This window comes from Streptomyces sp. NPDC055103 (assembly GCF_053607625.1).
On record NZ_JBSGTX010000002.1, the window covers coordinates 96,148 to 119,628 of the forward strand.

Here is a 23,481-nt window from a genome sequence, read left to right on the forward strand (position 1 = left end):
CGCAAACCCGCTGGCGCCTTACCTCTTTTTTTAAAGCATTTACCCCGCGCCGTACTTAACTTTCCCCCCCGGGGGGGGCCCGCCCCCCCCCCGCCCCGCCCCACCCCCCTCTCCTTCTTCCCTTCACCTCTCCCGAATCAAGGAGTACGCATCCCATGGCCCGTTTCGACGTCAACGCCGCCCGCGCCCAGCGCCAGGAGGCTCACGGCCGCAAGTGGTCCTTCGAGCTGGACGGCGAGTCCTACACCCTTCCGACGGAGCTGAGCCGCGCCACCGCCAAGGGGCTGCGCAAGCTCGACGACAACGACGTGGACGGCCTGCTCGCACTCCTGATGGGTGAGGAGCAGTTCAACCGCTTCGAGCAGCACGACGTCACCATGCAGGACATCGCCGCCATCCTGGAGGCCTACGGCAAGGAGACCGGGCTCGGCCTGGGGGAAGACTGAGCCTCGTCGAGTTCGTTGACGAACACGCCGAGGCCCTTGAGGCGGACTTCATCCGCTATTACGGGATCGACTTCCTGGACTGGCATCGCGAGGAGCTCTCCAGCAGGCGGGTCCTGGCGCTGATCAAGCATCTGCCGCGGGAGAGCGCCCTCCAGCGCGAGCTCCACGGCGAGGCCGCCGAGTGGTCGATCACCGATCATCTCCTCGCGGCGACGGTGGACCATCTGGCCGTCGCGAACTGGATGTTCCAGTGCGTCAACGCGTCCGAGGACGGCGATCAGCCCGATCCGCCGAAGCCCGTACCCCGTCCGGGCGTCAAGGACGAGGACGAGGAGACCGAAGGACAGGGCGAGGACTCCCCGTCGGGCGAGACCGCCGAGATCTCCCCCGGACAGCTCGTCCGGTTCTTCGGCTGAGCGCCGACGAGCCACACCCCCGCGGCCCCCGGAGTCCGTTTCCCGTCAGGGAGCGGACTCCGGGGGCGCTTCCTGTGCTCGCTGGGAGGTCAGATCCTCCTCCAGGGCCCTGGCCCGTTCGGACAGGCGGCGCCGCTTGCCCGCGCGCGTCTCCGCTCCGGCGGCCTCGGCGGCCCGGCGCTCGCTGCCGTTCGTGGCCTGTACGGGCACGCCGGCCAGCGGCGGGACGATCGGGCGCCCGCCCTTGCCGCGGACGACCTTCCGTACCGGCTGGGCGTTCCTGCGGGTGCGGCTCTCCTGGGCGGTGACGAGGACGTCCGGCTCCGAATCCGGTCCCGGCTCCTTCTGGTGCTCGGGCTCGGGTTCGGGCTCCGGATCCGGTACGGGGGCGGGAGCGGCGGGCTCGGGTTCGGGCCCGGACCGCTGGTCGAACAGCTCGCGTTCCCTGCGTACGCGCTCCTCGGCCTCGACGACGGCGGCCGGAGGTTCGAGGAGACGGGCGAAGGGGAGCGTGATGACCCGGGCACCGTCCTGACCGCCGTCCAGCCGGCGCTGGGGGCGGCGGATTCCACGCGCGTCACCCTGCCCCTGGGCGTAGGCGTCCGCGACACGCTTCTCGTACTCCCGGCGTATACGCGGGAGTTCGTCGGACACGGCCTCGGCCCAGCCGGAGGTGAAGGCGGTCGTCTCGCGGCGGTCCACCTCGCTCCGGGGGATCACGACGAGGTCCTCGGGGGCGTACCCATGGACGTGCACGAGCTCGGAGAGGCGTGCGAAGAGGTGGGGCAGATCGGGGTGGTTCGCAAGCCAGTCGACGACTCGCTCCCGTGGGTTCGCTCCCGGCTCCGTGTCCATGCGTCAGTACTGCCTTCCAGCCCCCTGGGGTCCCCGCGCGCCCCTCGCGCCCCTCGCCCCCCGAGATGGTCGGGCCCAAGGAACGCGTCCTCCAGGTTACCCGGTCGAACAGAAGCTCCGATCAGCCGCCAACACGTTCGGGGAACCAGCCAAAAGACACGCCGTCAGGTGTTTCCCGCTCGACAAACCTCGAACAGATGTTCCACACTCTGTTCGCACAGCAGTTCGAACACATGTGGTGCCCCCGCTCCTCACTCCGCGGCGCCGCCACACACGCACGGGCAAGCAACCGGAAGGCAGGCGTCCATGACTCAGCAGGCAGAGGCATCGCGACCGCACATCCCGCTCCAGGACCGCCTCCGCCAGCTCCTCGAAGGACCCGTCCCCCTCGACAAGAGAGCGTTGCTCGGCAGCCTGTACGCCGAGGTCTCCCGCTACGAGACCCTCGCGTACTCGGCCGGCTGGAACGACGCCCTCGCGACGGTGCGGCGCGGATCCCGCCGGGAAGAGAACGCCTAGCCGCCTCCCGCTGCCCCAGACGAACGAGCCCCTGCCGAGGTTTTGCGGCGGGGGCTTTTCGGCGCTTGGCCCACACCGGCCGGAAGCGGAGTAACTCATGGCAAAAACCCCCGACGAGCTCTCCACCGAGATCGCCGACCTCAAGAAGGCCCTCTTCGCCGAGGCCAACCAAGAGGTCAAGTACACGATCGAAAACAAGGACGCCACGACCAAGGAGGAGAAGCCGTTCATCGACACCACCGCGGCGGTCGCCTCCGCGCTGAAGAAGCACCTGATCGACGTCGTCCCGAGGATCACCACGGAGAGCTTCTTCCTCCCCATCGTCCAGCAGATCAAGGAAATCCACACGGAGGTCACGAAGAACAGGAACGTCGAACTCCTGGAGGCCACGCCGTTCCTCGGCGGCATCGCCGCAGCGTGGGAGAAGTGGTACGAGAGCAAGGAGGAAGGCGCCGACGTCCAGTGGCAGCTCTGGCTCGCCGCGGCCCTCGGAGGCATGGCCCTGGTCACCCTGCTGCCCGCCATCAGGGGCGTGATCGTCAACTGGTGGCGGGATGCACAGGCTCGTGGCGACGACAACAAGCGGGTCTGGACCAAGAACGCTGACGGCGGCTGGCAGCGCGAGGCGCTCGGCAATGTCAAAGCGCGCGAGCAGCGGGTCTGGAACGGCGGCACCAGCCTCGCGGATCTCGTGAGCGACCCGGCCAACGCCGAGCGGGCACGGAAGCTGCGCGAGCAGCTCGTTCCACTGAACAAGGCGGTGGACAGGTTCGACAAGCTGGCCCCCACGTTCCTGGAGTCCTTCCGCAAGCTGCCGAGCGAGCGCAAGGCCACGAAGGCGGCGAACGGCGTCGAGAAGATCAGCGAAGCCGTCAAGCTGGTCGACCGCCCGGCGCTGAAGGAAGTCGCCGGGAGCGTCGAGAAGCTCAACAAGGAGTCCGGCCTGGCCAGTACGGCCAGAAAGATGGGCGAGCTCACCAACAAGACCGAGACCCTGCGCAAGAAGTTCCAGGACCTCCGCGGCACGATCACCAACCTCGACCAGACGATCGCCGGCTCCTCCGGCTGACCCCCACCCACCCCGAAAGGAGGTAACCCATGTCTCTCGTCAGTTCCCTCAAGAAGTCGTCCGACTCCCTGCGCAACCTCAAGACGCAGGCGTCCGGCGCCGGCACCTCGGTCAAGAAGGTCGGCGACGCCGGCAAGTCCGCGTCCGGGCAGCTCAAGACGCTCCGTACCAACGCCCAGGGCTCCACCACCCAGCTCAAGAACCTGAAGACCGCCTCGGACCAGGCCGAGCGCGCCATGAAGAAGGCCGGCGACACCGCCCAGTCGGCCGGCGGCAAGCTCTCCAAGTACGAGTCCGGCGCCGGCAAGGCGGCCAAGGGCCAGGACAAGCTCAACAAGTCCATGAAGGGCAACTTCCTCGTCCGGCTGCTCGAACTCTTCATGCCGCTCATCGAGACGATCGTCGAGATGGCGCTCCGCTCGAAGACGATGCAGACGGTCCTGAAGAAGGCGTTCAGCGCCATCAAGTCCGTGATCAGCTCCGTCATGAAGGCCGTCGGGCCGATCATGAAAAAGGCCGGCGCCCTGATCAAGACGGTCTGGAACGGCATCAAGAAGGCCATCTCCACCGTCGTCAAGGCCGTCGCGACCGTCATCAAGACCTACGTGAAGATCTGGAAGACGGTCATCACCACGGTCATGAAGGCGATCAAGGCCGTAATCAGCACGGTCTGGAACGGCATCAAGGCCGTCATCATGCCGATCGTCGACTGGGTCAAGACCGCGATCCCGAAGGCGTTCACCGCCGTCAAGGACAAGATGTCGGCCGCCTGGAACGGCCTCAAGGACATCGCGTCCCGGGCGTTCGACGGCATCAAGAGCGGCGTGAAGGGCCCGATCAACGCCGTCATCGGCCTCATCAACTCGATGATCGGCAGCCTCAACCGCGTCAAGGTCAGCGTGCCCGGCTGGGTCCCCGTCGTCGGCGGCAAGACCTTCGGCGTCAACCTGCCGACCATCCCCATGCTCGCCACCGGTGGTGTCGTCATGCCCCGCCACGGCGGTGTCCCGGCGATCCTCGCCGAGGCCGGCGAGGCCGAGGCCGTCCTCCCGCTCTCCAAGCTGGACCGGCTGCTCGCCTCCACCGCCCGCCGCGCCCGCATGGGGCAGGGCGGCCAGCAGGGCCCCGGCGCCGGTGCCGGGCTGCACATCGAGCACTACCACGCGGCCCGGACCAGTGACCCGCACGCCACCGCCGCAGCGCTCATGTACCTCGTGAAGGCGCGTGGAGCACGCGCATGAGCGCCGCGCTCGCCGTCGCTCCGAACTTCCGCCTGGCCGTCGCTCCGATGAACAACGTGCGGCAGGGGCTGGTCGGAGTCGACGGCTCGCTGAAGAAGCTCCGGCAGAACGTCCAGCGCGCGACGGGCGGTTTCAGCGCCCTCGCCGACGCCGCCCGTAACGTCGGCACCCCCCTCCGCACCCTCGGCCAGAACGCCTCCGGCGCCGCCACCGCCATGGGCAAGATCCGCCGCTCCAGCGCCCCCGCCGGCGTCAAGCGGATCGGCACCGCCGCCGGCAAGGCCCGCGGCGCCGCCGGCAAGATCGGTACCGGGGTCGGGGCGATCCTCGGCATCCTGCTGCCGCTGCTCCCCATCACGGACGTCATCGCGACCATGATGAGCACCTTCGGCACGGTCATGACCATCGCCTCCATCGCCATGACGGCCATCAACGTCGCCATGCGGGCCAACCCGCTCGGCTTCCTCGTCGGCCTGATCGTGCCCATCGCGGCGTACCTGATCGAACTGGCCGTCAACTCCGAGACCGGTCAGCGGATCATCAAGCAGGTCTTCCAGCAGGCACTGAAGGGTTTCCAGGCGGTCTGGAAGTTCATCCAGCCGTTCATGAAGGTCCTGGGCAAGGCGATAGGGACGTACGTCAAGGCGTATCTGACCCTCTTCAAGACCGCGCTCAGGATCGTCGGATCGGCCATCGGCGGCATCTCCAGGATCGGCTCCACCGTCAGCTCCGCATCGAACGCGCTGCGCGGCATCGCCTCCCGCACCATGGGCGGCATCAAGGACGCCGTGCGGCCGGTCGCCGAGTGGATCACCGAGAAGATCCCGGGCTTCTTCCGTACGGCCAAGGACGCCGTGAGCAAGGCCCTGAACGGCATCGGCGACCTCATCGAGGGCGCGCTGAGCACCGTGCTCGGAGTCGTCAAGGGACCGATCAACGGTCTCATCGCCTTCGCCAACTGGATCATCGACGGGCTCAACAAGCTCAGCTTCGAAATCCCCCTCACCGGCAAGAAGTTCGGCGTCGAACTCGACAAGCTCCCCCTGCTCGCCGAGGGCGGCATCGTCTCCGCCGGCACCGCGGACGACTACCGGATCGACTCGCTCTCCCAGCTGGAGAACCGTCGCGTCCCGGCCCTCACCGAGCCGCTCCCGCGGCCGCACCGCATCCGGGACTTCCACGAGGAGCCCGGCGCCGGTCCCCGGTCGACCGCCGAGGACCTGCTCTTCCTCGCGACCGCCGCCCGCTGACGCCCGCGCCTCAGCCCGCGCCCGTCCGCCCACCGCCGACCCCCATCCCAAGTGAGGTGACGGCCCCATGGCCGAGACCACGACCCCGTACGCAGGAAACTCCTACTCCGCCGACCTCGCGCCCGGCTCGCTCATCACCCAGGACGGGCAGATGCAGTGGGCCGGGCTTCTCATCGGCCCCGGCACCCCCTTCGCCGTCGACAAGTCCGGCCTGTCGGGCTGGGAGGACCTGCCCGAGTACGACTCCGCCGACGCCGACCGTCCCACCTCCCACGGCGCCTGGCCGGGCGCCCGCTACGCCAAGCCGCGCAAGGTCGGCGGCACGATCGTGCTGATGCCGGAGTACGGCGGCACCGCGAGCGCCGTCCGCGCCCTGCGGCAGTCGCTCGCCCTCCTCGACGAGGAGCGGTGGCTCACCGTCCGGCTGCACGGCGAACTGCTCACCGTCCGCGCCCGCATCGCCCAGCGCGTCGTCCCGGCCGACCAGGGCTTCGCCACCCAGGGCAGCTCCCGCATGTCGGTCCAGTGGCTGGCCTCCGACCCGCGCCGGTACGCCGTCAACGAGCAGACCGCCACGACCAGTCCCCCGCAGCCGGAGTCGGGCCTCGTCTGGCCGCTGACCTGGCCGCTCTCCTGGGGCCAGGCCAAGAGCACCGGTGACGCCGTCGTCGAGAACGCCGGTTCGGCCCCGGTCCACCCGGTCATCGTCTTCCGCGGCCCCTGCTCCATGCCGACCGTCACCGAGCGGGTCAGCAGGCGCCGGCTGCGGTACGCGATCGACCTGACCGTCGGCGACGAACTCGTCATCGACACGCGCGCGGGCACGGTCACGCTCAACAACTCCGCGTCCCGCCTGCACACCGCGATGGCCGACTCCACCCCGGAAGAGCTGTTCGTGCTCGACCCCGGTCGCACCGACCTGTCCTTCCGGCCCGAATCCGGTACCGAGGCCGCGCTGATGACCGTGCGCTGGCGCAGCGCCGAGTGGTGACCGGGGCGCGCTGACCGCGTCCGCCGCCGGCCGCCGGCGCCCTTGTGCGACAAGGACGCGCCCGCCGTCCGCCCTTCGGGCGCCGGCCGCCGGCGGTTCCGCCCACCAACCACCCCGACACGCCCCGACCCGACCCCTTTCGGAGAGGTGACCCCATGACCGTACGCGCCGCTTGGCTCCAGTCCACCGGCCAGACCCGCGAGGACACCCGCCTGACCCTCGCCGCCCTGCTCACCCCCAGCGGCCAGAGTGCCGACGAGACCCCGCTGCGCTCGCGGGCGGGCATCGTCCCGGGCGGCTTCGTCCTGACCGGCAGCACGCCGATGCAGGCCACCATCGGCACCGGCCGCGCGATCGTCCAGGGCAACGACACCGCCCAGGGCGCCTACCTCGTCGCCGCCACCGCGCCGGAGAGCTTCACGATCGGGGACGGCGACCCGCAGTACGACCGGATCGACCTGATCGAACTGGCCGTGGTGGACGAGCTCTACGACCAGGCGGCCCCCACCGAGGTGGTCATCCGGCTGGTCAAGGGCACCCCCGAGGCCACCCCCTCCGTCCCGCAGTCCGGGGCGGGCAGCACGATCCCGCTCTACACGATCAAGGTCCCCAAGGGCACCTCGGCCGGCACCGGCGGCATCGCCTGGAGCACCGCCGTCACCACCCTGCACTGGCCGGTCGTCGCGCTCGGCGGCATCATGCCCACCAGCGGCTTCAAGGGCGCCTACGTCGGCCAGTACCGGGACTCGGCGAGCCTGCTCCAGCGCTGGGACGGCACGACCTGGGTCTCGTACCCGAAGGCGATCGGCGGCATCGCCCCGAGCACCACGGCCAGCGGCGCCTACACCGGCCAGTACCGGGACAACGGCAGTGCGCTGCAGCGCTGGAACGGCACCGGCTGGCAGTACGTCCAGGGCGCCTCGACCGTGCTGTTCGCGGCCACGCAGTGGCTGACCGGACAGCAGCAGAGCGTCTCCCCCAACACCTGGACCGTGCTCACCCTGCCCACCGTCGAGGTCGACGACGCCGCCGCCTGGTCCTCGAACACCACCTACACCGTGCCCCGCACCGGCTGGTGGCGGGTCAACGCCCACGCCACCTGGGCCAACGAGTCCCAGACCGGCATGCGCGGCGCCCGCGTCGTCGTCGCCGGCGTCGGACAGTCCCGGCTGACCTGGCTCACCCCCGCCGGCAACGGCGCCATCTCCGTGGGCGGCAGCGGGATCATCCGGCTCGTCGCCGGCGAGACCCTCCAGCTCGCCGGCTTCCACAACCACACCGCGGCGATCAAGACCCTCGGCGGCTCGGGCTACGCCTGCAACCTCTCCGCCGAATGGGTCAGGTCCTGACGCCCCCCACCGCTGAACCGCCCCCCGACTCCCCGACTCCCCGAACGGAGAAACCCCATGAACCTGCGCAGCAGCTGGGTCAACGAGACCGGCCAGACCCGCGAGGACACCCGGCTCACCCAGACCGGTGTCACCACCATGACCAACCCCGTCCAGGTCCGCTCCGGCATCCTGCCCGGCTCGTACGGCGGCCAGCACCGCCTCGCCGGCTTCTGGACCTTCGGCTCCGCCGCCATGTCGGCGACCGTCTCCGAGGGCCGGGCCGTCATCCAGGGCGAGATCTCCCAGGGCGTCTTCCCGGTGACGCTGCCGAACTCCGAGGTCGTGACCTTCGCACCGGGCAACGCCACGTACAACCGCATCGACCTCCTCGTCCTGCGGGTCTACGACAAGCTGTACGACGGCGGGACGCGCACCGAGGCCACGATCGAGATCATCCAGGGCGCCGCCGAACAGACCCCGAAGACCCCGCTCGTCCCGGCGCGCTGCCTCCCGCTGTACAAGGTGACCGTCCCCGCCGGTGCCAGCGCCGGCAACGGCGGCATCCCCTGGAACACGGCGCTCGAAGACCTCCGCACCCCGGTCGTCGCCCTCGGCGGCATCCTCCCGGTCGAGGGCGCGGTCCTGCCGGGCGCCTACCCGGGCCAGTACCAGGACGCGGCCGGCACGCTCCAGCGCTGGGACGGCGGCGCCTGGGTGTCGTACCCGTCGACGCTCGGCGGCATCATCCCGAACTCCGCGTCCAGCACACCGGCCAGCTACACGGGCCAGTACCGCGACTCGACGACCGGCCGGCTCCAGCGCTGGGACGGCACCACATGGGTCCCGGTCGTGGCGGGCCCGTACTTCATCGACAACCGCGACTACGGCGACACCACGTCGACCACGTACACCTCGACGCTCGCGGGCCGCACCACCAACCCGCTCACGCTCAACTTCACCGCCCCGCCGTCGAGGGCGGTCGTCATCAGCTGGGGCTGCAAGATGCGGTCGACCAGCTACGACAACTACGCGTTCATGGCGCTCAAGCTCACGCAGGGCGCCACGGTCATCAGCGACCTCGAGGACGACTACGCGGCGCTCGCCGCCAGCCAGCACATGACCTCGGTGTCCAGCTCCTACCGCCAGTCGGGCCTGACCGCGGGCGCGACGTACACGCTCACGGCCTTCTTCCGGGTCAACTCCCCCACCACGCCCGTCCTCAAGGCCGGCTTCGACAACACCTTCATCAAGGTCGACCCGCTGCCGTAACCCGGATCCCACCACCCCGACAGGAGAACACCATGGCACTGCGCAGCGGCTGGCTCCCGCCGACCGGGCAGACCCGTGTCACCACCCGCCTCACCGCCCACGGCGCGACCACCCCGGTCAACCCGCTCGCCTCGCGCTCCGGCATCCTGCCCGGCTCGGTCGACGGAAAGTACCGGGTCAACGGCCTCTCGATGGCCTCCAGCGGCCCGATGAGCGCGACCGTCTACGCCGGGCGCGCCGTCATCCAGGGCCCGGACAACCAGGGCGCCTACCCCGTCACCCTCGACGCGGAGACCGTCCTCACCTTCGGCGACGGCGATCCGGTCAACCCGCGCGTCGACCTCGTCGTCCTGCGCGTGTACGACGACGAGTTCGACAACCTGACCAAGAGCGAAGCCGCCCTGGAGATCATCAGGGGCGAGCCGAAGGCCCAGCCGTCCGCGCCGGAGGCGCCCCCGCTCTCCCTCGCCCTCTTCTCGGTCAAGGTGCCGGCCGGCACCTCGGCCGGCACCGGCGGCATCAACTGGGCGGGCGGGGCCCTGACCGACCTGCGCACCACCCTCGTCGGGGTCGGCGGCATCCTGCCCGTGTACAACAACGCCGGCGTGCCGGGCTCCTACCCGGGCCAGTACCAGGACAACGACAACGCCCACCACCTCCAGCGGTGGGACGGCAACGGCTGGGTCGCCTACCCCAAGGAGGTCGGCGGCATCGCCCCCAGCGGGGCGCTCTCCGTCGGCAGCTACACCGGCCAGTTCCGCGACAACAACGGCACCATCCAGCGCTGGAACGGCACCTCCTGGGCCACCTACCAGCCGCCGGTGGAGGTGGAGACCACCAACAGCGGCGTGACGGCGCTGGCCGGCTGGACCGTGGTGGCCTTCTCCGCCCGACGCTCGCGGGGCCTCGCGACCATCCTCGTCACCGTCACCCGTAACGGCGCCACCATCTACGCCGACAGCGCCGGCAACGTCACCGACGAGCCGCTGTGCACCCTGCCCGCCGGATGGCGCCCGGCCTTCGACTACGAGGCCTCCGCCTGCGACGGCTTCGGCAACGGCGGCGCCTACGTCTCGCCCACCGGCCAGGTCAGCCTGCGCACCTGGTCGGCCAACGGCGCCCTCGTCAACGGCCGGAACATCCGCGTCTCCGCGACCTACATCCTGTAAGGGGGCTGTCCCATGGCACTCGACACGCCCTACCGGGCCATCTTCTGCGACCTCTGGACCGACACGACGATCGACATCCTGCCGCTGCGGGACGTCTCGTTCGAGGACTACATCGGCCGGGCCGGCTCCCTGTCCGGCACCGTCCCCATCCCCGACCGCACCATCGCCGAGCGGGCTCACAAGATCAAGCCGGGCCGCACCACGGTCTACCTGGAACGCGGCGGAGACCTGTGGTGGGGCGGCATCGTCTGGACCACCAACCTGCAGTCCAGCGACCGAGGTGTGGTGACCCTGGGCATCCAGGCCTCCACCTTCGACTCGTACGCGGCCCGGCGCCGCATCCGTACGAACGAGTTCGCATCCGTGTTCACCCAGCCGACCGACCAGTTCGTCATCGCCCGCAGCCTCTGGCAGAGCCTGTCGGCCGGCCTGAACGACAGCTCGATCGACGTGGGCGACGAGAAGGAGATGTCCGGCGTCCTGCGGACGGCCTCCTGGCGGTACGGCGACGAGACCTCCTACCAGGAGGCGCTCGACCAGCTCGGCGCCCAGGAGACAGGCGCCGAATACCAGATCCTGGTCTACCGCGATCCGAGCGACGGCAGGCGGATCCGCCAGCTCCGGCTCGGCAAGCCCATCCGCACCGGCGCCACCGACATGGTCTTCGACCGGCCCGGCACGATCCTGTCGTACTCCCTTCCGGACGACGCCACCCGCGGCGGGACCGAGGCCCTGGCCCGCGGCGCCTCGACCAACAGCAACGCCGGCGCCGAGTCCCGGCCGACGCTGTCCGAGCTCGCCCGGCGAAGGACGCCGCTCCCGGACCTCTGGCCCCAGCTCGACCTGTCCTCGGACCACAACGAGATCAGCGACAAGGCCACGCTGAACTCGCTCGCCCAGGCGGCGGTCGAAGCGGGACCCACCGGGTCCGTGCAGATCCCCGAGATCAGCATCCGGCTCGGCGGGATCGTCCCCCCGGCGCTCCTCGGCCGCACCGCCCGCATCCGCATCACCGACGAGTGGCACCCGACGGGCTTCGACTCCCGCTACCGCATCGTCGGCGTCAAGGTCCGGCCGGCCGAGCGAGGCCGCCCCGACACCGCCGAACTCGCACTTGAGGGGGTCTGATGGCACTGCTGCCCGAGGACATCATCGACCGGCTGATCCAGATGGAACGCCGCATCCAGGCGCTGTCCACCGCGGTCAACACCCGTCCTGTCCTCAACGAGATCCGCCCCGACCCGAACGCCCCCAAGACCAACAAGCCGGTCCTGCGGGTCTTCGACGACTACAGCCACGAGCTCTTCGCGGACGACCTCGTGACCGGCGGCCTCGCCCGGCCGTGGCTGCAGCTGATGCCGCCGGTGGACCACCTGAACGTGGCGAAGTGGCCGTCCACCACGAGCACGGCCTTCACCCCCATCGCCCGGTCCTTCAACCCGATCTGGCAGCCCAAGATGCGGCTGGCGATGTACACGAAGGTGTCCAGCGGCGCGACCGGCGAGGTGATGGTCATGGTCGACGGCCAGCAGTTCGGCCCGACCGTCGCCGCGGGACAGACCTTCGACTACACCGGTCTGCTGCCGTTCACCGACTTCGGGACCAAGTTCGGCAAGGTCATGACCGTCGAGATCCACGCGCATGTGACCGGCACCGGCACGGTGTACGCCCAGCCCATCAGCATGTACGGCACCCAGACCTGACCGTCCGCCCACCGCGGCCGACGAGGCCATCGAGGAGCACACCATGAACATCGACCCCACCCAGCCCTGGGGCGTGGCCATCGACTACGCCGGCCGCGCCTCCGTCACCGAGGGCGGCCACACCCTCTCCGTACGCGTCTACGACTCCGGTCTCGGCTACGCCCTGGAGCTGGACCCGATCACCGGCCAGTACCCGTCGGTGTACGTCAGCGCGGAGTTCTCCCGGACCGGCACGGGTGACGCCACCCTGCGCGGCTACGGCCTGGCCGTCGTCGAGGCGAAGGACGGCGTCCCCGTCGTGGCCGACCCGACCGCCGTCCAGCGGGCCGTCACCGCCGCGCTCGCCGACTTCGAGGCCCGCCGGGCGGCCTACGCCTCGCTCTGCGCCACCTGGGCCCCGGCCCCTGAGCCCGAGCCGGCACCGGAGCCCGCACCCGCCCCGTAAGCAGGCCCGGCCCACCGGCCCACAGGGGTCACCGAGGTCACCACGCCCCACGCCCCCCCGTACGCCCGCCCCGCGCCCCCACGGCCGGGGCTCCCGCATGTCTGGAGGACAACCGATGGCCACTCCCCTCCCCGCAGACCGGTTCGTCGCCGCGCTCCGCGCCGAAGGCGTCACCGTCGTCGAACACCCCGGCTGGCGCACCCACAACCGCAACCAGGCCGGCGCCTGGGGCCCCGTGGTGGGCGTCATGATCCACCACACCGTCTCCACCGGCACCGCCTCCTCCGTGGAGATGTGCTTCAACGGCTACGAGGGCCTCCCCGGCCCCCTCTGCCACGGAGTGATCGCCAAGGACGGCACCGTCCACCTCGTCGGCAGCGGCCGCGCCAACCACGCAGGCGGCGGCGATCCGTCCGTCCTCCAGGCCGTCGTCACCGAGACGTACGGCGTCCGGCCGCCCGCCCCGCGCGAGCACCAGGGCAGCGGCAACGCCGTCGACGGCAACGCCCGCTTCTACGGCTTCGAGTGCGTCAACCTCGGCAACGGCACCGACCCCTGGCCGGCCGCCCAGCTCGACGCCGTCGAGCGGGTCTCCGCCGCCCTCTGCCGCGCCCACGAATGGGGCGCCAAGTCCGTCATCGGCCACCTGGAGTGGTCCGACTGGAAGAGCGACCCCAAGGGCTTCGCCATGCCGGGCCTGCGCGACCGGGTGCAGGAGCGGCTCGCCGCGGCCCCCGTCAAGAACCCCCCGGCCGTCAAGCCGGCCCCCGGAAAGCAGGTCCCGGCCAAGCCCGCCCCCCGCTACCAGCCCTTCCCGGGCACCTCGTTCTTCCGCAAGGAGACGAGCTCCCCGGTCATCACGGCGATGGGCCGCCGGCTCGTCGCCGAGGGCTGCTCCGCGTACGCCGTCGGCCCCGGTCCCCGCTGGAGCGAGGCCGACCGGCGCAGCTACGCCAGGTGGCAGCACAAGCTCGGCTTCCGCGGCTCCGACGCCGACGGTGTGCCCGGCGCCGCCTCCTGGAACGCGCTGAAGGTCCCGTACGCGAAGTAGCCCCGCACGAGAGGAGACCCCCGATGTCCGATGCCGCCAAGCGCACGGCCCGCACCGTCCTCCAGTCCGCCGTCGGCATCGCCGTCGTGCTCCCCGCCATCGTCGACGCGTCCGGCGTCCCCGCGACCCTCCCCTGGGTCGCGGGGGCGCTGGCCGTCGCCGGCGGACTGGCCCGGGTGATGGCCCTCGACCTGGTGCAGAACCTTCTGCCGTCCTGGCTGCGCAGCTCGCCGGGTGGTGCCGATGACCGAGTCTGATCCGAACGACCCCGTCGCCGTCGCCCTCGAACTGGAACGCCTCAGGGGCACCCTGGAGGCCGGCTTCGCCCGCGTCGACGGCTCGCTCGCGCTGCTCGTGCAGCGCAGCGACCAGACCGACAAACAGCTGGCCGACCACGAGGCCCGGCTCGACGCGCTGGAGCGCGCCCGCTGGCCGCTGGCCAGCATCGCCGCGCTCACGGCGAGCGCCGGCGTGCTCGTGGCGGTCTGGGAACTGGCCGCGCGCTGAAACGCCGAAGGGCGGCCACCCCCCAATCGGGGTGACCGCCCTTCGGTTCGCACTACTTACTGGTTGTACGGACCGTAGTCGTAGTCCTCCAGCGGAACGGCCTGGCCGGAGCCCGAGCCGAACGGCGAGTAGTCGATGTCGTCGTAGCCGACGGCCGAGTACATCGCGGCCTTGGCCTCTTCGGTCGGCTCGACCCGGATGTTGCGGTAGCGGGCGAGGCCCGTACCGGCCGGGATGAGCTTACCGATGATGACGTTCTCCTTGAGGCCGACCAGGGAGTCCGACTTGGCGTTGATCGCCGCGTCGGTCAGAACCCGGGTGGTCTCCTGGAAGGACGCCGCCGACAGCCACGACTCGGTGGCGAGCGAGGCCTTGGTGATACCCATCAGCTGCGGACGGCCGGAGGCGGGGTGACCGCCCTCGGTGACCACACGACGGTTCTCGGTCTCGAACTTCGAGCGCTCGACGAGCTCGCCCGGCAGCAGCTCCGCGTCGCCGGACTCGATGATCGTCACGCGGCGCAGCATCTGCCGGATGATGATCTCGATGTGCTTGTCGTGGATCGACACGCCCTGCGAGTTGTAGACCTTCTGGACCTCGGCGACCAGGTGGATCTGGACCGCGCGCTGACCGAGGATGCGCAGCACGTCGTGCGGGTTGGTGGCACCCACGGTGAGCTTCTGGCCCACCTCGACGTGGTCGCCCTCGCCCACGAGCAGACGGGCACGCTTCGAGATCGGGAACGCCGTCTCGTCGGTGCCGTCGTCCGGGGTGACGACGATCTTCTTGGTCTTCTCGGTCTCCTCGATACGGATGCGGCCGGCCGCCTCCGAGATCGGGGCGACACCCTTGGGCTGACGAGCCTCGAAGAGCTCGACGACACGGGGCAGACCCTGGGTGATGTCGTCACCGGCCACACCACCGGTGTGGAAGGTACGCATCGTCAGCTGGGTACCGGGCTCACCGATGGACTGGGCGGCGATGATGCCGACCGCCTCACCGATGTCGACCAGCTTGCCGGTGGCGAGCGAACGGCCGTAGCAGAACGCACAGGTACCGACGGCGGACTCACAGGTCAGGACCGAACGGGTCTTGACCTCCTCGACGCCCGCGTTGACGAGGGCGTCGATGAGCACGTCACCCAGGTCGACGTTGGCCGGCGCGATGACCTTGCCGTCGACGACGACGTCCTCGGCGAGCATCCGCGCGTACACGGAGGTCTCGACGTCGTCCGTCTTCCGCAGGACACCGGTCTCGTCCTTGGCCGCGATCCGCAGCTTCAGACCGCGCTCGGTGCCACAGTCCTCCTCGCGGATGATGACGTCCTGCGAGACGTCCACCAGACGACGGGTCAGGTAACCCGAGTCGGCGGTACGCAGGGCGGTGTCAGCCAGACCCTTACGGGCACCGTGCGTGGAGATGAAGTACTCGAGGACGGTGAGGCCCTCACGGAACGACGCCTTGATGGGACGCGGGATCGTCTCGTTCTTGGCGTTCGACACCAGACCACGCATACCGGCGATCTGACGCATCTGCATCATGTTTCCTCGGGCACCCGAGTCAACCATCATGAAGATGGGGTTCGTCTTGGGGAAGTTCGCGTTCATCGCCTCGGCAACCTCGTTGGTCGCCTTGGTCCAGATCGCGATGAGCTCCTGCGTGCGCTCTTCCTTGGTGATCAGGCCGCGCTCGTACTGCTTCTGGACCTTCTCGTCCTGCGCCTCGTAGCCCTTGACGATCTCCTTCTTCGCCTCGGGAACGACGACGTCGGAGATGGCCACGGTGACGCCGGAACGGGTCGCCCAGTAGAAGCCCGCCGCCTTCAGGTTGTCGAGCGTCGCCGCCACGATGACCTTGGGGTAGCGCTCGGCGAGGTCGTTGACGATCTCGGAGAGCTGCTTCTTGCCGACGGAGTAGTCGACGAACGGGTAGTCCTCGGGCAGCAGCTCGTTGAAGAGCGCGCGACCCAGGGTCGTCCGCAGACGGAACGAGTCACCCTGCTGCCACTCACCGGCGGCGATGCTGTCCTCGCCGTCCTCCGTGACCGGGGGAACCCAGCCGCGGGGAGCGACGGTGCCGACGGGGAAGCGGATGTCGATCTCGGACTGCAGCGCCAGCTCGCCGGCGTCGAACGCCATGATCGCCTCGGCCGTGGAGCCGAACGCGCGGCCCTCGCCCTTGGTGTCACGGAGCTCACCGTCGGTGGTCAGGAAGAACAGACCGAGGACCATGTCCTGGGTCGGCATCGTGACCGGACGGCCGTCGGCGGGCTTCAGGATGTTGTTCGAGGACAGCATCAGGATGCGGGCCTCGGCCTGCGCCTCCGCGGAGAGCGGCAGGTGCACGGCCATCTGGTCACCGTCGAAGTCCGCGTTGAACGCGGTGCAGACGAGCGGGTGGATCTGGATGGCCTTGCCCTCGACCAGCTGGGGCTCGAAGGCCTGGATGCCGAGGCGGTGCAGCGTGGGCGCACGGTTCAGCAGAACCGGGTGCTCGGCGATGACCTCTTCGAGGACGTCGTACACGACCGTGCGGCCGCGCTCGACCATCCGCTTGGCGCTCTTGATGTTCTGCGCGTGGTTCAGGTCGACCAGGCGCTTCATCACGAACGGCTTGAAGAGCTCCAGCGCCATGGCCTTCGGCAGACCGCACTGGTGCAGCTTCAGCTGCGGACCGACGACGATGACGGAACGCGCGGAGTAGTCCACACGCTTGCCGAGCAGGTTCTGACGGAAACGACCCTGCTTACCCTTCAGCATGTCGCTGAGGGACTTCAGAGGACGGTTACCGGGACCGGTCACCGGACGACCACGACGACCGTTGTCGAAGAGGGCGTCCACGGCCTCCTGAAGCATGCGCTTCTCGTTGTTCACGATGATCTCGGGCGCGCCGAGGTCAAGGAGTCGCTTCAGACGGTTGTTGCGGTTGATCACGCGGCGGTACAGGTCGTTCAGGTCGGAGGTCGCGAAGCGGCCACCGTCCAGCTGCACCATCGGACGCAGGTCCGGCGGGATGACCGGCACGCAGTCGAGAACCATGCCCTTGGGGCTGTTCGCGGTCTGCAGGAACGCGGAGACGACCTTGAGGCGCTTGAGCGCACGGGTCTTCTTCTGGCCCTTGCCGGTACGGATGATCTCGCGGAGGCGCTCGGCCTCCTCCTCGAGGTCGAAGGACTCCAGGCGCTTCTGCAGAGCAGCCGCACCCATCGAACCGTCGAAGTACGTGCCGAAGCGGTCACGCAGCTCGCGGTAGAGGAGCTCGTCGCCCTCAAGGTCCTGGACCTTGAGGTTCTTGAAGCGCGACCAGACCTCGTCCAGACGGTCGATCTCGCGCTGCGCACGGTCGCGCAGCTGCTTCATCTCGCGCTCGGCACCCTCGCGCACCTTGCGGCGCACGTCGGCCTTCGCACCCTCGGCCTCGAGCTCGCCGAGGTCGTTCTCGAGCTTCTTGGCGCGGGCCTCCAGGTCGGAGTCGCGACGGTTCTCGATCTGCTGACGCTCGACGGAGACGTGCGCCTCGAGCGAGGGCAGGTCACGCGTACGACGCTCGTCGTCGACGAACGTGATCATGTACGCCGCGAAGTAGATGACCTTCTCGAGGTCCTTCGGGGCGAGGTCGAGCAGGTATCCGAGGCGCGACGGGACGCCCTTGAAGTACCAGATGTGGGTGACGGGAGCGGCGAGCTCGATGTGGCCCATCCGCTCACGACGCACCTTGGCGCGGGTGACCTCGACGCCACACCGCTCACAGATGATGCCCTTGAAGCGGACACGCTTGTACTTGCCGCAGTAGCACTCCCAGTCCCGGGTCGGACCGAAGATCTTCTCGCAGAAGAGTCCGTCCTTCTCGGGCTTGAGCGTGCGGTAGTTGATGGTCTCCGGCTTCTTGACCTCGCCGTGGCTCCACTGACGGATGTCGTCAGCGGTAGCCAGACCGATCCGGAGCTCGTCGAAGAAGTTGACGTCGAGCACTATGCGTCAATCCCTCTCAGGGTTGTAAGTCTTGGGGTCTGGAACGGGGGTCCTGGGGCCGGCCGGGGGTTCATCGCTGAACCCCCGGTCCGGACTCCCGTCAGACCTCTTCGACGCTGCTCGGCTCGCGCCGGGACAGGTCGATACCGAGCTCCTCCGCTGCGCGGAAGACGTCCTCGTCGGTGTCGCGCATCTCGATGGACATGCCGTCCGAAGAGAGCACCTCCACGTTGAGGCACAGGGACTGCATCTCCTTGATGAGCACCTTGAAGGACTCGGGGATGCCGGGCTCAGGGATGTTCTCGCCCTTGACGATGGCCTCGTAGACCTTCACGCGGCCGGTCACGTCGTCGGACTTGATCGTCAGCAGCTCCTGGAGGGCGTACGCGGCGCCATAAGCCTCAAGCGCCCACACCTCCATCTCACCGAAGCGCTGGCCACCGAACTGGGCCTTACCACCCAGCGGCTGCTGGGTGATCATCGAGTAGGGACCGGTCGACCGGGCGTGCAGCTTGTCGTCGACCAGGTGGTGGAGCTTGAGGATGTACATGTACCCGATGGAGATCGGGTCCGGGAACGGCTCGCCGGAGCGGCCGTCGAACAGCCTCGCCTTACCGGTCGGCTGCACCATGCGCTCGCCGTCGCGGTTCGGGATGGTGTGGTTCAGCAGACCCGCGAGCTCGTCCTCACGCGCACCGTCGAAGACGGGGGTGGCGACGTTGGTGCCCGGGGCGACCTGGTCGGCGCCGATCGCCTGGAGGCGCTGCGCCCAGTCGTCCGCGAGACCGGAGACGTCCCAGCCGCGGCTGGCGAGCCAGCCGAGGTGGATCTCCAGGACCTGTCCCGGGTTCATTCGGGACGGGACACCCAGCGGGTTGAGGATGATGTCGACCGGCGTGCCGTCCTCGAGGAAGGGCATGTCCTCGATCGGAAGGATCTTGGAGATGACACCCTTGTTGCCGTGACGGCCGGCGAGCTTGTCACCATCGGTGATCTTGCGCTTCTGGGCGACGTAGACGCGGACCAGCTGGTTCACGCCCGGGGGAAGCTCGTCACCCTCCTCGCGGTCGAAGACGCGGACGCCGATGATCTTGCCGATCTCGCCGTGCGGCACCTTCAGCGAGGTGTCACGGACCTCACGGGCCTTCTCACCGAAGATCGCGCGGAGCAGGCGCTCCTCCGGCGTCAGCTCGGTCTCGCCCTTGGGCGTGACCTTGCCGACGAGGATGTCGCCGGCGACGACCTCGGCACCGATACGGATGATGCCGCGCTCGTCGAGGTCGGCGAGGACCTCCTCGGAGACGTTCGGGATGTCCCGGGTGATCTCCTCCGGGCCGAGCTTGGTGTCACGGGCGTCGACCTCGTGCTCCTCGATGTGGATCGAGGAGAGGACGTCGTCCTGCACGAGGCGCTGCGACAGGATGATCGCGTCCTCGTAGTTGTGGCCCTCCCACGGCATGAACGCCACGAGGAGGTTCTTGCCGAGCGCCATCTCGCCGTCTTCGGTGGCGGGACCGTCGGCGAGGACCTGGCCCTCGATGACGCGGTCGCCCTCGTCCACGACGACCTTCTGGTTCACAGAGGTGCCCTGGTTGGAGCGGGAGAACTTGTGCAGGCGGTACGTGATGTACGTGCCGTCGTCGTTGGCGACCGTGACGTAGTCGGCCGACAGCTCCTGGACGACACCGTCCTTCTCGGCCTTGAGCACGTCACCGGCGTCGGTGGCGCAGCGGTACTCCATGCCGGTGCCGACGAGCGGCGCCTCGCTCTTGATGAGCGGGACGGCCTGACGCATCATGTTCGCGCCCATGAGGGCACGGTTGGCGTCGTCGTGCTCGAGGAACGGGATCATGGCGGTCGCGACCGACACCATCTGGCGCGGCGAGACGTCCATGTAGTCGACCTCGGCCGGCAGGACGTAGTCGACCTCGCCGCCACGCTTACGCACCAGGACGCGGTTCTCGGTGAGCCGCATGTCGTCGTTGAGCGCGGCGTTGGCCTGCGCGATGACGAAGCGGTCCTCCTCGTCGGCGGTGACGTAGTCGACCTCGTCGGTGACCTGACCGTCGACGACCTTGCGGTACGGCGTCTCGATGAAGCCGAACGCGTTGACGCGGCCGTACGAGGCGAGCGAACCGATCAGACCGATGTTCGGGCCTTCAGGGGTCTCGATCGGGCACATGCGTCCGTAGTGGGACGGGTGCACGTCTCGGACCTCGAAGCCGGCCCGCTCACGGGACAGACCACCAGGGCCCAGCGCCGAGAGACGACGCTTGTGCGTCAGACCCGACAGCGGGTTGTTCTGGTCCATGAACTGCGACAGCTGCGAGGTGCCGAAGAATTCCTTGATCGACGCCACGACCGGGCGGATGTTGATCAGGGTCTGCGGCGTGATCGCCTCGACGTCCTGGGTCGTCATCCGCTCGCGGACGACGCGCTCCATACGAGCCAGACCCGTGCGGACCTGGTTCTGGATGAGCTCGCCGACGTTACGCAGACGACGGTTGCCGAAGTGGTCGATGTCGTCGGTCTCGACGACGATCTCGTTGCCGTTCTCGCCGACCGTCTCGGTCTCGCCCGCGTGGAGCTTGACCAGGTACTTGATGGTGGCGATGACGTCATCGGTGGTGAGCACGCCGGCGTCCAGCGGCTCGTCGGCGCCGAGCTTCTTGTTCACCTTGTAGCGGCCGACCTTCGCGAGGTCGTAGCGCTTCGGGTTGAAGTAGAGGTTCTCGAGCAGCGTCTGAGCGGCCTCACGGGTCGGCGGCTCACCCGGACGCAGCTTGCGGTAGATGTCGAGCAGCGCGTCGTCCTGGCCCTGGGTGTGGTCCTTCTCCAGGGTGGCGCGCATGGACTCGTACTCGCCGAACTCCTGCAGGATCTGCTCGGTGGTCCAACCGAGAGCCTTCAGCAGAACGGTGACCGACTGCTTGCGCTTGCGGTCGATGCGGACACCGACCAGGTCGCGCTTGTCGATCTCCATCTCCAGCCAGGCACCCCGGGACGGGATGATCTTGGCGGAGAAGATGTCCTTGTCGGACGTCTTGTCGATCGAGGAGTCGAAGTAGACACCCGGCGATCGGACCAGCTGCGACACCACGACACGCTCGGTGCCGTTGATGACGAAGGTGCCCTTGTTGGTCATGAGCGGGAAGTCACCCATGAAGACCGTCTGGGACTTGATCTCGCCGGTCTCGTTGTTGGTGAACTCGGCGGTGACGAAGAGCGGGGCACCGTACGTGAAGTCACGGTCCTTGCACTCGTCGATCGAGTTCTTCGGCGGCTCGAAGCGGTGGTCGCGGAAGGTCAGCGACATCGACCCGGAGAAGTCCTCGATCGGCGAGATCTCCTCGAAGATCTCTTCCAGGCCGGACTTCGTGGGGACGTCCTGTCCCGACTCAAGGGCAGCCTCGACGCGAGCCTTCCAGGCGGCGTTGCCGAGCAGCCAGTCAAAGCTCTCGGTCTGCAGCGCGAGGAGGTTCGGAACCTCGAGGGGCTCCTTGATCTTTGCAAAGGAGATGCGCAGCGGGGCGGTGCTTGCGCCGTTGTTCGTATTGGTCGAGGCGTTGCGCGAGGCGGCCAAGAGGGGGTCCTTCCGAGGGCTCGGACTCACTACGCGCGTACCGGTCCCTCAGCATCGCTTCACGGCAGACTTTTCCTGAGATGGCTGAAAGGCCAGTTCAGACGGGGTCGGTCCACGAAGCGGATGCGAAGGTATGCCCCTGGTGACGGGCAGGGGGCAGCTAACAGGCAGCGCAAAGGGTCAGTGTAGCCACTTGGCTCACTGATGTCCAGGGCGAGTAATTCGCGACCCTCGTTGCTCTCAACTCCGCGGTACCTCGCGCCGTGTGGCGCACCTCGATACTGCCCGTTCAGCCGTCGATCCATGCCTCGGATACGGATCGTTGTGACGACGCGTCCTGAGAATTGCGCGCTGCGTGCGGTTCGTCAAGGCCCCCCGGTCTGCGGGGCGCACGGCGAAGATCACCATACTCCGCCTCCGGCGGCCCTCGGGGGCCCCGCCACGCCCTTCCCGGGGAACGCCGAAAGGCGACCACCCAGAAGGGTGATCGCCTTTCGGTGCCCTCGCGTTACACGGGGGCAGGAGTCAGCTCAGCGAGCCGAAACGGTCTTACTTGACCGTGACGGAGGCGCCGGCGGCCTTGAGGGACTCGGCGGCCTTCTCGGCAACGTCCTTCGCGACCTTCTCGAGGACGGCCTTCGGGGTGCCGTCGACGAGGTCCTTGGCCTCCTTGAGGCCGAGGGAGGTGAGCTCGCGCACGACCTTGATGACCTGGATCTTCTTGTCGCCGGCACCCTCGAGGATGACGTCGAACTCGTCCTGCTCCTCGACGGCCTCGGCACCGGCGGCCGGGGCGCCCGGGCCGGCAACGGCGACGGCCGCGGCGGCGGTGACGTCGAACTTGTCCTCGAACGCCTTCACGAACTCGGAGAGCTCGATGAGGGTCATCTCCTCGAACTGGGCGAGGAGGTCGTCCTGAGAGAGCTTCGCCATGATGGGCGATCCTTCCACTAATTCGGCAGGTGCCGGATGTATAGAGAGGCGGGCGTAACGGCCCGCTGAGACCCGCGCGCTAGGCGGCGCGGATCAATGCGCGAGCCGAATTACTCGGCACCGCCCTGCTCGGCGAGCTTGACGCGAAGCGCTTCCGCAGTGCGGACGAACTTCGACGGCAGCGCCTGGAAGAGCGAGGCAGCCTGAGACTGCTTGCCCTTGAACGCGCCGGCCAGCTTGCTGAGCAGAACCTCGCGGGACTCGAGGTCCGCAAGCTTCTTGATCTCATCGGCGGTCAGCGCCTTACCGTCAAGGACACCGCCCTTGATGATGAGGTTCGGGTTCTCCTTGGCGAAGTCACGAAGACCCTTCGCCGACTCCACCGGGTCACCGGTGATGAAGGCAGCGCCCGTCGGACCGGTGAACTGGTCGTCGAGCGAGGTGATCCCGGCCTCGTTGGCCGCAATCTTGGTCAGCGTGTTCTTCACCACGGCGTACTGGGCGTTCTCACCGAGCGAACGACGCAGCGTCTTGAGCTGCGCGACGGTGAGACCCCGGTACTCGGTCAGCACAACGGCGCTCGAGCTCTGGAACTTGTCCTTGAGCTCGGCTACCGCGGCAGCCTTGTCGGGCCTTGCCATGAGCGTCGGCCTCCTTCCGGGTGATGGGACCGCGCGGAAGGGGCTGAACAAAACAAAACGCCCCGGCGCAGGCGCACGGGGCTTGGCTCGA

General features: G+C 68.7%; 21 protein-coding genes. 16 read left to right on the plus strand and 5 right to left on the minus strand.

Annotated elements, in window-relative coordinates; translation table 11 throughout:
• The first annotated feature begins 155 nt into the window (after nt 1–155).
• Both ACWFR1_RS02405 and ACWFR1_RS02410 read left to right on the plus strand, forming a co-directional pair.
• The gene (locus tag ACWFR1_RS02405) at nt 156–446 is read left to right on the plus strand and encodes a hypothetical protein (protein ID WP_030213969.1); all 291 of its coding nucleotides are present in this window, start codon (nt 156–158) and stop codon (nt 444–446) included.
• Nucleotides 447–661: 215 nt separating this feature from the next.
• Nucleotides 662–862: a hypothetical protein gene (locus tag ACWFR1_RS02410; RefSeq protein WP_453545556.1), complete on the plus strand. Its 201-nt coding sequence runs from the start codon at nt 662–664 to the stop codon at nt 860–862.
• Nucleotides 863–907: 45 nt separating this feature from the next.
• On the opposite strand, the gene ACWFR1_RS02415 is transcribed toward ACWFR1_RS02410, so the two are convergent.
• Nucleotides 908–1,717: a hypothetical protein gene (locus ACWFR1_RS02415; protein ID WP_453545558.1), complete on the minus strand. Its 810-nt coding sequence runs from the start codon at nt 1,715–1,717 to the stop codon at nt 908–910.
• A 306-nt stretch (nt 1,718–2,023) separates the two neighbouring features.
• Here ACWFR1_RS02415 and ACWFR1_RS02420 point away from each other — a divergent pair, with 306 nt between their 5' ends.
• From ACWFR1_RS02420 to ACWFR1_RS02485, 14 genes are all read left to right on the plus strand, one after another.
• Nucleotides 2,024–2,236 (plus strand): hypothetical protein, encoded by a 213-nt coding sequence (locus ACWFR1_RS02420; RefSeq protein ID WP_453545560.1) that lies wholly within the window; start codon nt 2,024–2,026, stop codon nt 2,234–2,236.
• 97 nt (nt 2,237–2,333) lie between these two features.
• A complete protein-coding gene (locus ACWFR1_RS02425) occupies nt 2,334–3,305 on the plus strand; it encodes a hypothetical protein (RefSeq protein ID WP_453545562.1) in 972 nt (323 codons plus the stop codon).
• Between the two features lie 29 nt (nt 3,306–3,334).
• Entirely contained in the window at nt 3,335–4,546 is a 1,212-nt protein-coding gene (locus tag ACWFR1_RS02430) for a phage tail protein (RefSeq protein WP_453545564.1), read from the plus strand.
• Entirely contained in the window at nt 4,543–5,796 is a 1,254-nt protein-coding gene (locus ACWFR1_RS02435) for a tape-measure protein (protein WP_453545567.1), read from the plus strand. The genes ACWFR1_RS02430 and ACWFR1_RS02435 overlap by 4 nt, the downstream gene beginning before the upstream one ends.
• A gap of 67 nt (nt 5,797–5,863) precedes the next feature.
• The gene (locus ACWFR1_RS02440; protein WP_453545569.1) at nt 5,864–6,787 is read left to right on the plus strand and encodes a phage distal tail protein; all 924 of its coding nucleotides are present in this window, start codon (nt 5,864–5,866) and stop codon (nt 6,785–6,787) included.
• 155 nt (nt 6,788–6,942) lie between these two features.
• Nucleotides 6,943–8,136: a hypothetical protein gene (locus ACWFR1_RS02445; protein WP_453545571.1), complete on the plus strand. Its 1,194-nt coding sequence runs from the start codon at nt 6,943–6,945 to the stop codon at nt 8,134–8,136.
• Between the two features lie 57 nt (nt 8,137–8,193).
• The gene (locus ACWFR1_RS02450) at nt 8,194–9,387 is read left to right on the plus strand and encodes a hypothetical protein (RefSeq protein ID WP_453545573.1); all 1,194 of its coding nucleotides are present in this window, start codon (nt 8,194–8,196) and stop codon (nt 9,385–9,387) included.
• Between the two features lie 32 nt (nt 9,388–9,419).
• Nucleotides 9,420–10,556, plus strand: coding sequence for a hypothetical protein (locus ACWFR1_RS02455; RefSeq protein ID WP_453545575.1), 1,137 nt, complete (start codon nt 9,420–9,422; stop codon nt 10,554–10,556).
• A gap of 12 nt (nt 10,557–10,568) precedes the next feature.
• A complete protein-coding gene (locus ACWFR1_RS02460) occupies nt 10,569–11,684 on the plus strand; it encodes a hypothetical protein (RefSeq protein WP_453545576.1) in 1,116 nt (371 codons plus the stop codon).
• Nucleotides 11,684–12,259: a hypothetical protein gene (locus ACWFR1_RS02465; RefSeq protein ID WP_453545578.1), complete on the plus strand. Its 576-nt coding sequence runs from the start codon at nt 11,684–11,686 to the stop codon at nt 12,257–12,259. Before ACWFR1_RS02460 ends, ACWFR1_RS02465 begins: the two co-directional genes overlap by 1 nt.
• Before the next feature lie 43 nt (nt 12,260–12,302).
• Nucleotides 12,303–12,704 (plus strand): ATP-binding protein, encoded by a 402-nt coding sequence (locus ACWFR1_RS02470; protein WP_453545581.1) that lies wholly within the window; start codon nt 12,303–12,305, stop codon nt 12,702–12,704.
• 115 nt (nt 12,705–12,819) lie between these two features.
• Nucleotides 12,820–13,755 carry a peptidoglycan-binding protein gene (locus tag ACWFR1_RS02475; RefSeq protein WP_453545584.1) on the plus strand — a complete coding sequence of 312 codons (936 nt, stop codon included), beginning with the start codon at nt 12,820–12,822 and terminating at the stop codon, nt 13,753–13,755.
• 23 nt (nt 13,756–13,778) lie between these two features.
• On the plus strand, nt 13,779–14,012 hold the full coding sequence (locus tag ACWFR1_RS02480; protein ID WP_453545586.1) for a hypothetical protein: 234 nt from the start codon (nt 13,779–13,781) through the stop codon (nt 14,010–14,012).
• Nucleotides 13,999–14,262 carry a hypothetical protein gene (locus tag ACWFR1_RS02485; protein WP_056651295.1) on the plus strand — a complete coding sequence of 88 codons (264 nt, stop codon included), beginning with the start codon at nt 13,999–14,001 and terminating at the stop codon, nt 14,260–14,262. Before ACWFR1_RS02480 ends, ACWFR1_RS02485 begins: the two co-directional genes overlap by 14 nt.
• 56 nt (nt 14,263–14,318) lie before the next feature.
• Here the strand turns inward: ACWFR1_RS02485 and ACWFR1_RS02490 are convergent, their stop codons facing one another.
• The 4 genes from ACWFR1_RS02490 to rplJ form a co-directional block, all read right to left on the minus strand.
• A complete protein-coding gene (locus ACWFR1_RS02490; protein ID WP_453545588.1) occupies nt 14,319–18,233 on the minus strand; it encodes a DNA-directed RNA polymerase subunit beta' in 3,915 nt (1,304 codons plus the stop codon).
• 100 nt (nt 18,234–18,333) lie between these two features.
• Entirely contained in the window at nt 18,334–21,816 is a 3,483-nt protein-coding gene (gene rpoB / locus ACWFR1_RS02495; protein ID WP_453545590.1) for a DNA-directed RNA polymerase subunit beta, read from the minus strand.
• Between the two features lie 549 nt (nt 21,817–22,365).
• Nucleotides 22,366–22,749, minus strand: a complete 384-nt coding sequence (gene rplL, locus ACWFR1_RS02500) for a 50S ribosomal protein L7/L12 (protein WP_399224180.1) — start codon at nt 22,747–22,749, stop codon at nt 22,366–22,368.
• A gap of 110 nt (nt 22,750–22,859) precedes the next feature.
• Nucleotides 22,860–23,390 (minus strand): 50S ribosomal protein L10, encoded by a 531-nt coding sequence (gene rplJ / locus ACWFR1_RS02505; protein WP_024755372.1) that lies wholly within the window; start codon nt 23,388–23,390, stop codon nt 22,860–22,862.
• Between the last annotated feature and the right edge of the window lie 91 nt (nt 23,391–23,481).